General features: G+C 63.3%; 8 protein-coding genes. 3 read left to right on the top strand and 5 right to left on the bottom strand.

The window, feature by feature from the left end:
• The first annotated feature begins 433 nt into the window (after positions 1 to 433).
• Entirely contained in the window at positions 434 to 1393 is a 960-nt protein-coding gene (locus tag J8I29_RS18655) for a hydrogen peroxide-inducible genes activator (protein ID WP_209432804.1), read from the top strand.
• Positions 1394 to 1436: 43 nt separating this feature from the next.
• Here J8I29_RS18655 and J8I29_RS18650 read toward each other — a convergent pair whose 3' ends face one another.
• The 5 genes from J8I29_RS18650 to J8I29_RS18630 form a co-directional block, all read right to left on the bottom strand.
• Entirely contained in the window at positions 1437 to 2600 is a 1164-nt protein-coding gene (locus J8I29_RS18650; protein WP_209432803.1) for an aminotransferase class V-fold PLP-dependent enzyme, read from the bottom strand.
• A 214-nt stretch (positions 2601 to 2814) separates the two neighbouring features.
• A complete protein-coding gene (locus J8I29_RS18645) occupies positions 2815 to 3189 on the bottom strand; it encodes an SPW repeat protein (RefSeq protein WP_209432802.1) in 375 nt (124 codons plus the stop codon).
• A 720-nt stretch (positions 3190 to 3909) separates the two neighbouring features.
• A complete protein-coding gene (locus J8I29_RS18640) occupies positions 3910 to 4707 on the bottom strand; it encodes a CDP-diacylglycerol diphosphatase (RefSeq protein ID WP_209432801.1) in 798 nt (265 codons plus the stop codon).
• A 94-nt stretch (positions 4708 to 4801) separates the two neighbouring features.
• Positions 4802 to 5806 carry an alpha/beta hydrolase gene (locus tag J8I29_RS18635; RefSeq protein WP_209432800.1) on the bottom strand — a complete coding sequence of 335 codons (1005 nt, stop codon included), beginning with the start codon at positions 5804 to 5806 and terminating at the stop codon, positions 4802 to 4804.
• Positions 5807 to 5820: 14 nt separating this feature from the next.
• A complete protein-coding gene (locus J8I29_RS18630; protein WP_209432799.1) occupies positions 5821 to 6756 on the bottom strand; it encodes an MBL fold metallo-hydrolase in 936 nt (311 codons plus the stop codon).
• A gap of 99 nt (positions 6757 to 6855) precedes the next feature.
• On the opposite strand from J8I29_RS18630, the gene J8I29_RS18625 reads away from it, so the two are divergent.
• Positions 6856 to 7851 (top strand): LysR family transcriptional regulator, encoded by a 996-nt coding sequence (locus tag J8I29_RS18625; protein ID WP_209432798.1) that lies wholly within the window; start codon positions 6856 to 6858, stop codon positions 7849 to 7851.
• A complete protein-coding gene (locus J8I29_RS18620) occupies positions 7848 to 8480 on the top strand; it encodes an SCO family protein (RefSeq protein ID WP_209432797.1) in 633 nt (210 codons plus the stop codon). Before J8I29_RS18625 ends, J8I29_RS18620 begins: the two co-directional genes overlap by 4 nt.
• Positions 8481 to 8482 lie beyond the last annotated feature (2 nt).

Here is an 8482-nt window from a genome sequence, read left to right as displayed (position 1 = left end):
AGCTGGTTCGGCCACCAGTCACGGTTCGAGCGAACCTCAAAACCGGGACGCGCTCCATGCGCTACCGGGCACTTGCCCGTGTTCGGCGTATCGCTTCCGTCCATCATTGCCTCCAATGGTACTTGCTGATGAAAAATGCCTGGCCGGGAACTATCACGTCTGAGAACGACAAGTGCGTGTCACGGCCGGCGGGACGAGTGGCATGCCGGGCGCGGCGCAGCCTTTGCGCCAGCCGCTCACAGCAAAGGAACATCTTGCAAACGACATTAATCGCGGCCACCCGGATTCTGTACGCCCTCAGGGCGGCATTGGCGGGGTCATATGCGTGATTCGGGTCGCCTTCGACTCGCATCACCGTCCCCGTTTAGAGCTTTACTAGAGTCTGATCATCAGTTTAAGTCAGCTTTTCCGATAGTCGCGATAAGGCTGGGTTATGAAGAATCTGACGTTGCGGCAGCTGCGCTATGTCGAGGCCCTGGTCCGGCACAGCCATTTCGGCCGGGCGGCGGATGCCTGCGCGATTTCCCAGCCGGCCCTGTCGATGCAGATCAAGGAGTTGGAAGAAGGCCTGGGCCTGGCCCTGTTCGAAAGAGGCGCCCGTCAGATCCGGCTCACCAGTTTCGGCACCGAGTTCGCCACACGGGCCCGCGACATTCTGCGTGCGGTCGAGGCGTTGGGAGATTTGGCGCAGGCCTGGCAGGATCAACTGGTCGGGCCGCTGCGCATCGGCGTCATTCCCACCGTTGCCCCCTATCTGCTGCCGACCCTCATCGGCAACCTCGCCCGCTCGCATGAGGGCCTGGACATTCATGTGCGCGAAACCGTGACCCCCAGGCTAATCCAGGAGCTCATCGACGGCCGCCTCGACACCGCCATCGTCGCCCTGCCGGTATCGGAACCTTCCTTCAACGAGGTCGCCCTGTTCACCGAAAGCTTCGTGCTGGTGCGGCCGAGCGAAGAGGAGGGAAAGCCTGTGCCGAACCGGGAGATGCTCAGCGAAATGCGGCTGCTCCTGCTGGAGGAAGGCCATTGCTTCCGCGATCAGGCACTGGCCTTCTGCAATGTTCCCTCCCTGCGGACGCGCGAATTGCTGGACGGCAGCTCCCTGTCGACCCTCGTGCAGATGGTCGGGGCGGGCATCGGGGTCACCCTGATCCCCGAAATGGCCGTGCCGATGGAAACGCGCTCGGCGCAGGTTTCCATCGCCCGTTTCGCCGATCCCCAGCCCTCGCGCACCATCGGTATGATCTGGCGCAAGACCAGCCCCCTCGTCAAACAACTCCTCGAGATCTCGAAAGTGGTCCGGGATGCGGCCGATCTCTTGAGAGGCCGCTGCGGCCAGCAGTTGCCCGACTTTCAGCACGCGCCTGCCGCCGTTCACCTGTCGCCGTGATCTCCTCGAGAGACAGATCGCCGCAGGCAATCCCGCCTGGCGGCTACCGGATGTTCGCGGTGCCCACGACCTCGCCCAGCGCCCGTTCGAGATTGCCCACCGTGCGGTCGATGTCGGCGAGCTTGTCGAGGCCGAAAAGGCCGATACGGAAGGTCTGGAAATCGGCGGGCTCGTCGCACATGAGAGGGACGCCGGCGGCCGCCTGCACGCCGACCGCAACGAATTTGGCACCAGACTTGATACCGGGGTCGTCGGTGTAGCAGACCACGACGCCGGGTGCTCCGAAGCCCGGCGCGGCAACGCTGGCAAAACCGCGCTGGGCGAAGAGCTGGCGCACGCGAGCCCCGAGTTCGAGCTGCGCCGCCTTCACCTTCTCGAAGCCCCTCGCCTCGGTCTCCAGCACGGCGTCGCGGAACCCGCGCAAGGCATCGGTCGGCAAGGTGGCATGATAGGCATGGCCACCCTTCTCATAGGCCTCCATGATCTCCAGCCACTTCTTCAAGTCGCAGGCGAAGGACGAGCTGGTGCTGGCTTTCACCTGCGCTTTCGCGGCTTCGCTCAGCATGACGATGCCGCTGCAGGGAGAGGCGCTCCATCCCTTCTGCGGCGCGGAGATCAGCACGTCGACGCCGATCTCTTTCATGTCGACCCAGACACAGCCCGAAGCGATGCAGTCGAGGACGAAGAGCGCCCCGACCCTGTGCGCCGCATCGGCGATTGCCTTCAAATACCCGTCCGGCAGCATGATGCCGGAGGCGGTCTCCACATGGGGCGCGAAGACGATAGCCGGGCGTTCCGCTTCGATGACGGCCACAGCCTCCTCGATCGGCACGGGCTGGAAGGGTTGCTGGCGCGCGCCCGATTCCGCCTGCGTCTGGCGCGCCTTCAACACGATGCTTTCGGTGGGGATGGCGCCCATCTCGAATATCTGCGTCCAGCGATAGGAGAACCAGCCATTGCGGATGACCAGCACCTTCTTGTTCTGGGCGAGCTGGCGTGCCACCGCCTCCATCGCATAGGTGCCGCCGCCGGGCACCAGGGCCACGCCCCCTGCTTCTTCCACGCCGTAGACGCGGCGCAACGTTTGCGAGATGTCCCGCATGACACCCTGGAAGACCTGCGACATGTGGTTGAGCGCGCGATCGGTAAAGACCACCGAGTATTCGAGGAGACCGTCGGGATCCACGTTCGGCAACAAGGCAGTCATCATCTCTTCCCTTCTGGCGCGACTCGCATCCGGAGCGGAGACACTACAGCAATTGGATCCGCCGCCAAGCGTGTCCGACCGGCGGTTCGCGCCGCATAGCGCCCTCCTCGATTTGCTGGATAGGATCGGGCCATGACCGGCTTCTGGCCGGGGGCTGCCTGGTGAGCAGGCCAGGCCTGGCGAAAGGCCTGGCCACATCCATGCGGTCACGCACCTAGGCCGACATGTCGCGATCGCGGTCCTGCCAGAGTTCCAGGATCGCCAGGATCGCCACGAGCGCGCCAAGCACGATGTGCCAGTTGCGCAACGGAGGATCATAGCCGAACACGAAGGGCTGTATTGCCAGCCACACGCCGCAGGCGAGCGCCAGGATTTCCTCCCAGCGTCGCAGGAATACCACCTCCAGGCTGGCGAGCGCTACGACGGCCGCGCCGATCAGGGCTGTGACCAGCATCACGGTCGGCGTTTCGGTGATGCCGAGCCATAGCGGGGATATGATGATTGCGACGCCGAGGATCATCGAGGCGATGTCCTCCCAGCGTCGGTGCTGCAAGAGCCCCAAGGGCCCCATGACTTTGAATGTTGCCATAACGCGCCTCCTCTCAGGCTACGATGAGCTTGGCTCAAACGCCCTTGAGGACCACCGTGCGCTGCTTGAGAACATCCTCAGCCGGGCGTTCTTCGCACTGCCTGCATTATCTCAAGAAAACCAAGTGATTTCAATGCGTCTTATTATCCTCGGCAGTCCGTTCGACGTAGAGTCCAAGACATTTTGGGAAGCGAGACCTGCGATCGACCGAAACCGTTCTTCCCTCAATGATATCATGGACGCATAGGCGGCTTATTCGGCGAAGTATTTGGCGATTAGAGAGGAACCGCCAATCGCAAAGGCGCGTCGAAACATAGAGTTGGAAGAAGTACGGTTCGAAGAAACCACACTTGGCTCTCGTATACCGTAGTACCGCGGCATTTCGCACCACGACCAATGCCGCTTCGAAATCGAAGGGCAGTCCTGTGCCGGAACCGGACATTGCGCAGGTCGAGGCCCGCATGCCTGCGCTCGGAGCATTATCACGGCCGAATTCAAGATCGATCTCCTGGCCCTGCCGGCGGGCAAACCTATCCTAGCGCGCGGCAAGGCGATCAAAGACGGCCGCACGCTGAGGTTCGGCCAGCCCGAGGTCTTTGCAGAGCACGTCTTCCGAATGCCCGACGAGCCTTACCGCACCGCGCCGGCCCGTTCCCGTTCAATCCTCTCGGCCTCATCGCGCTGCATCGTAGCAGCGCTCGGGCTCTGCTCCCAGCCGATCTATCGCGACGGCTTGGCCAGCAGGCAGGTCGTATCGATCAGATCCTCGCCGTGAGCCGGCGAGCCGTCCTCCCGGCGTCGGCTGAGTATATAAAAGCCCTTGCTCCCGTCCTTGAAGACCGCACCGACCACGACGATGGTGTAAAGGCCCATCGCTGTCCTGGCGCCGGGAATGTCATCGGCGAGCTTATGGAACGGGTTGAAGCCGGAGAGACCGTCCCGCGCCAGCTTGAGACCGAAATAGGGTGGATCGGGTGGCGGCAGCGCCAAGGGCGACCAGCCTTCCGAAAGCTGCGCTTCGCTGTCCTCTAGAGCTTTGCGAACGTCCGGCCTGACACAGCCGACATGGATATGAAGCTGGTTCTGGGATCTGTCTTTCGCCGAATTCACGGCCAGTGCGACCATAGTCCAATCGAGGTCGCGCCTGAGGATCGCGCCGAGATAGGAGCGCGCGGCCCAGCCATGCTCGAAATAGTTCTCCGCATCGGGCGCCAGCAGGGCTCCGTCCTCGATCCCGGTGATGCGTTTCGTCGGGATGAGCAGGTAATTATAGGGCTTTGTCGGAGCATTGTCCTTGAGGACGGCAAAGCCACGATCGACGCCCTTGCTGAGGTCGACCTCGGCGCAATGCTTGAGCTCGGCCTGCTGCTGTTGTTCCGGCACACATCGTCCATTGACGACCTTCCAGAGGGCATCGGGATCGAGAAACCTTGCGAGGAAGAAGAACGGGGCGAGGCCGGCCAGTGCGGCGGCGATGGCGGGAGCCATCACGCTTCTGCGCCAGCCGATCGCGCGCATCCTCGTGCCTTTCTTTCCTTGGGCCATCGATCCCGATGGCCCGCCCCACACACCCGGAGCCGTCAAAGGCTCGGCATGTGCGAACGCGCTCCTGCTATCGAGCCAAGTAGTCGCCCTGCATGAAACCTTCATTAAGGAAGCCGATCACCGTATCGAAAGCCTGCGCCCTGTTTCTTTCCATGAGCACCATGTGCGTTGCCTGCCCGATCTCGACGAACCGCTTGTAAGGCGCTGTGGTGAGACGGGCGAACAGGTCATGCGCCATGTCGAACCGGACGTCGACATCCCACTCCGCACCGATCACGAGCACCGGACAGCTTATGCCGGCCGGATCGTAGAGCGGCCTGCCAGCGGTCCAATGCTCGCGCACGTCCTGCACGGCACCGGAAGGAGCTCTGATCGTGCCCGGCATGGGCGAATTCGCATCGGTCGCCAGGGTCGCCTTCTCCCAGGTCTCGAACCAGCCCTTGGGAATCAGGCTCCCCCTCGCCTCTTCGGGCGCCGGCGCTTGCCATCCTGCCTCGAAAGCCCGCGGGCTCACCAGGCGATAGGCTCCCAGCGGCCCTCCCGCATCAATGCGCAATGGCTTTTCCGAGAGCCAGAGGGGCGTCACCAGCACCAATTTCTCGACAGGCGCTTCGGGCCGGCTGGCAAGGATGCCGGCAATTGTCGCGCCCCAGGACATGCCGAGCACACTGAGCCGCGCGATGCCACGCTCGCGGCGGATGAAGTCGACCGCCGCGGCAAGGTCCCGCGCCGCCGTGAGGGCCGGCGTCTGAGGAACGCCGCCTTCAGGCGGCTGCTCCATCTCGGGCGGACGGGTGGAGCCACCATAGCCGCGCGCATCGACGGCCCAGACATCGTAGCCCGCACGTGCCAATACATCCATGAACGATCCCTCGCCTACGAGCACGTCGAACAGGCTCGCCGATGAAAACGTCGCACCGTGCATCATCACCAGGGTTCGCTCGGGGCTGAAGGTGTTCATACCGTCCGGCCGCTTGTTGAGGAGCTGCAGCTGGACGCCCGGCGTGTCGCTCGCGATCAGCTGGGCCCGGGCAATGATGTGCGGTATCGACAGGGTTTCGGTTGAAGTCATGACAGGTTCCTCGATCAGACGAATTGCCAGCTGAAGGCGTTGCCGTCGCGGCGGACGCGGCCGGCGGAGGTCTCTGCAAAATGCGTGGTCAGTACCAGGGCGCCGGTCTCGGCGGCATGGTTCAGTGCCCAGTGGCGCGAGGCCGTGGCCGCCTGCGGAAACTCGCAATAGGCCGAGTTCCAGTCTGGCCTGGCAATCTGGAGGGGATGATGCAGCACATCGCCCCAGAACAGGGCGTATTCGCCTTCGGAGCGAAAGCCGATCGAGGCGTGATCGATACTGTGGCCGGGGCTGGGAAGGAAGAAGAAGCCCTCCTCCGCCTGCGAGCCATCCACCGTGATTTCGCGGGCGAGCCCAGCTTCGACAATGGGAACCACGCTGTCTTCGTAGACGCCGGGTAGCGGCAGGCGTGCCATGGGACCGAGGCCCGCTTCGGCTCGCAGATCCATATCCGAACCCGTCGCCGCCGCGAGCGCCGCGTTATAGGCGCGTTCACGGGCGGAAAAGACATGGCGGGCGTTCGGAAAGGTCGGGACCCAATGCTCTCCCGTCCAGCTCGTATTCCATCCGACATGATCGGCATGAATGTGGGTCAGCAGGACCAGATCGACGTCGTCCGCCCTGACGCCCGCCGCCTCCAGGCGCTCGAGAAACGGCTCGTTGAGATGATGCAGTACCGCCAGGCCCGGCCGTTCCTTGTCGTTGCCGGAGCCCGTGTCGACGAGGATGACCCGATCGGGCGTCGTCACCAGCCAGGCGTGGATGCTCTGGCGCAACAGCCCCGTGTGCCGATCGACCGATCCCGGTCCCAGCCTTCGCGCTTCGTCGGCTCCGGCGGCGGGATCGTAATCGGGATAGAGAAGGGTTGGGTCGACCCCATCGAGTGCCAACTCCGGAATCTTGGTGATGGTGGCTGCACCGACCCGATAGGATCCGAAGGCGCGTTCCATGTCCTGCTCCCTATGCTTGACGTCTGCCGTCTCGAAGAAAGGCATTGTCCGGTGCAGGATTTAGCTCTATCGAGATCATATTAGAAATCGATACGGCTCATGTCGCGCATCAACCATTTCGATCTTCGCTCCTTCGACCTCAACCTGCTGGTGGCTTTCGATGCCCTGATGCAGGAGCGCAGTGTCACGCGGGCGGCAACCCGTCTCAAGGTTGGACAGCCGGCGATGAGCCACAGCCTGTCGACCTTGCGCGTGCTGCTGCAGGACGAACTCTTCGTCCGCGTGGGAACTGTGATGCAGCCAACCGCCTATGCTTTCGCCCTGGCCGAACCCATCCGCGTCGCGCTGGCACAGATTCAGGCTGCTCTCCATGCCCCCTCGATCTTCGAGCCGGCAACCGAAGAGCGCACCTTCCGCCTTGGCTTCTCCAGCGAGGTCGAACTCTTGCTGATACCCGAACTCACGGCACGCCTTCGCCGCGCCGCACCCGGCGTGAGGCTGCTTAGCCGGCAGACCGGAAGCGACGAGGTCCATCGCCTGCTGGATGACGGCACCCTGGACCTTGCCGTCGGCTGCTTCCAAGCCGTCGCTCAGCGCCACAAGGCGCAATTCCTGTTCGAGCAGGCCTTGAGCTGCGTCTTCAATCCTGGCCAGCTCGATATCGGCATGTCGATCAGCCTGACCGATTATCTGGCGCTGCCACATGCGCTGGTCACGCTGACCGACAGCCTGCAAGGTTGCCTTGAAGCCGCCCTCGACGCCATCGATGCCAAGCTCAACGTGGTATCGGCATCGTCCGAGTTTCTGAGCGTGCTGGCGACGGTAGCCGCCTCCCCGACGATCACGACGATACCAACGCGCATGGCGCAGCTTTACGGGCCGCGCTTCGGCCTGGCGGCGCGCCCCGCTCCGCTCGATCTCACGCTGCCAGCTGTCTCGATGGTCTGGTCGGCCCGCCTCGATCAGGATCCGGCTTCGTCCTGGTTCAGGACCGAGGTTGCCGATACGCTCCGCGCCTTCGAGCAGGAGACCGGGAACGCACCGGGACAAAGGAGCCGAACGGAATTGACGTTGGAATTGGCAGGGGCACGATGACAGTCCTGAAAATCATTCGCATCGCCGCTTGGAGCGCCGTCGCCGGAGCCACGCTCCTACTCGCGGCGAATACCGTGCTGCCGCAAGCCTGGAAAGACGGGGCTGCCAAGCCGGCGACCGACCGGCCCGTCATGGACATGGCCAGGGTCGGCGGCCCCTTCCGGCTCAGCTCGCACAAGGGAGAGACGATCGACAATGCGCGTCTGGCCGGCAAGCCCTATCTTGCCTTTTTCGGCTTCACCCATTGCCCCGACGTCTGCCCGACCACCCTGTCCGATCTCACGGAACTGATGGGCACGCTCGGCCCCGCCGCCGATGCTTTCAACGTCCTCTTCGTCACCGTCGATCCCGAACGGGACAGCCAGGAGCTTCTGGCGCAATACATGGCCTCGTTCGATGCGCGCATCCTCGCCTTGCGCGGCAGTCGGGCGGATACCGACGCCGTGGTGAAGGCCTTTGCCGCCTATGCCCGCAAGGTACCGATGGAGGGCGGCGAGTACACCATGGATCATAGCGCCGGCGTCTATGTGATGGACGCCAATGGCAAGTTCGCCAGTATGCTGGACCTGCACGAACCGCGCGAGACCAAACTTCAGAAATTACGTCGAATTATCGATTCAAAAGCCTGAAA

The sequence above is a fragment of the Labrys sp. LIt4 genome (assembly GCF_017813775.1).
Classification (GTDB): Bacteria; Pseudomonadota; Alphaproteobacteria; order Rhizobiales; family Labraceae; genus Labrys; species Labrys okinawensis_A.
Note: the sequence above shows the minus strand (reverse complement) of the source record. Positions and strands in the feature narration are given on the sequence as shown.

What these genes read in the sequence shown, in the direction of transcription:
- J8I29_RS18625 (WP_209432798.1), top strand. Translation starts at nt 6,856, where the DNA reads ATGTCGCGCATCAACCATTTCGATCTTCGCTCCTTCGACCTCAACCTG.
- J8I29_RS18650 (WP_209432803.1), bottom strand. Translation starts at nt 2,600, where the DNA reads ATGACTGCCTTGTTGCCGAACGTGGATCCCGACGGTCTCCTCGAATAC.
- J8I29_RS18655 (WP_209432804.1), top strand. Translation starts at nt 434, where the DNA reads ATGAAGAATCTGACGTTGCGGCAGCTGCGCTATGTCGAGGCCCTGGTC.
- J8I29_RS18640 (WP_209432801.1), bottom strand. Translation starts at nt 4,707, where the DNA reads ATGCGCGCGATCGGCTGGCGCAGAAGCGTGATGGCTCCCGCCATCGCC.
- J8I29_RS18635 (WP_209432800.1), bottom strand. Translation starts at nt 5,806, where the DNA reads ATGACTTCAACCGAAACCCTGTCGATACCGCACATCATTGCCCGGGCC.
- J8I29_RS18645 (WP_209432802.1), bottom strand. Translation starts at nt 3,189, where the DNA reads ATGGCAACATTCAAAGTCATGGGGCCCTTGGGGCTCTTGCAGCACCGA.
- J8I29_RS18630 (WP_209432799.1), bottom strand. Translation starts at nt 6,756, where the DNA reads ATGGAACGCGCCTTCGGATCCTATCGGGTCGGTGCAGCCACCATCACC.
- J8I29_RS18620 (WP_209432797.1), top strand. Translation starts at nt 7,848, where the DNA reads ATGACAGTCCTGAAAATCATTCGCATCGCCGCTTGGAGCGCCGTCGCC.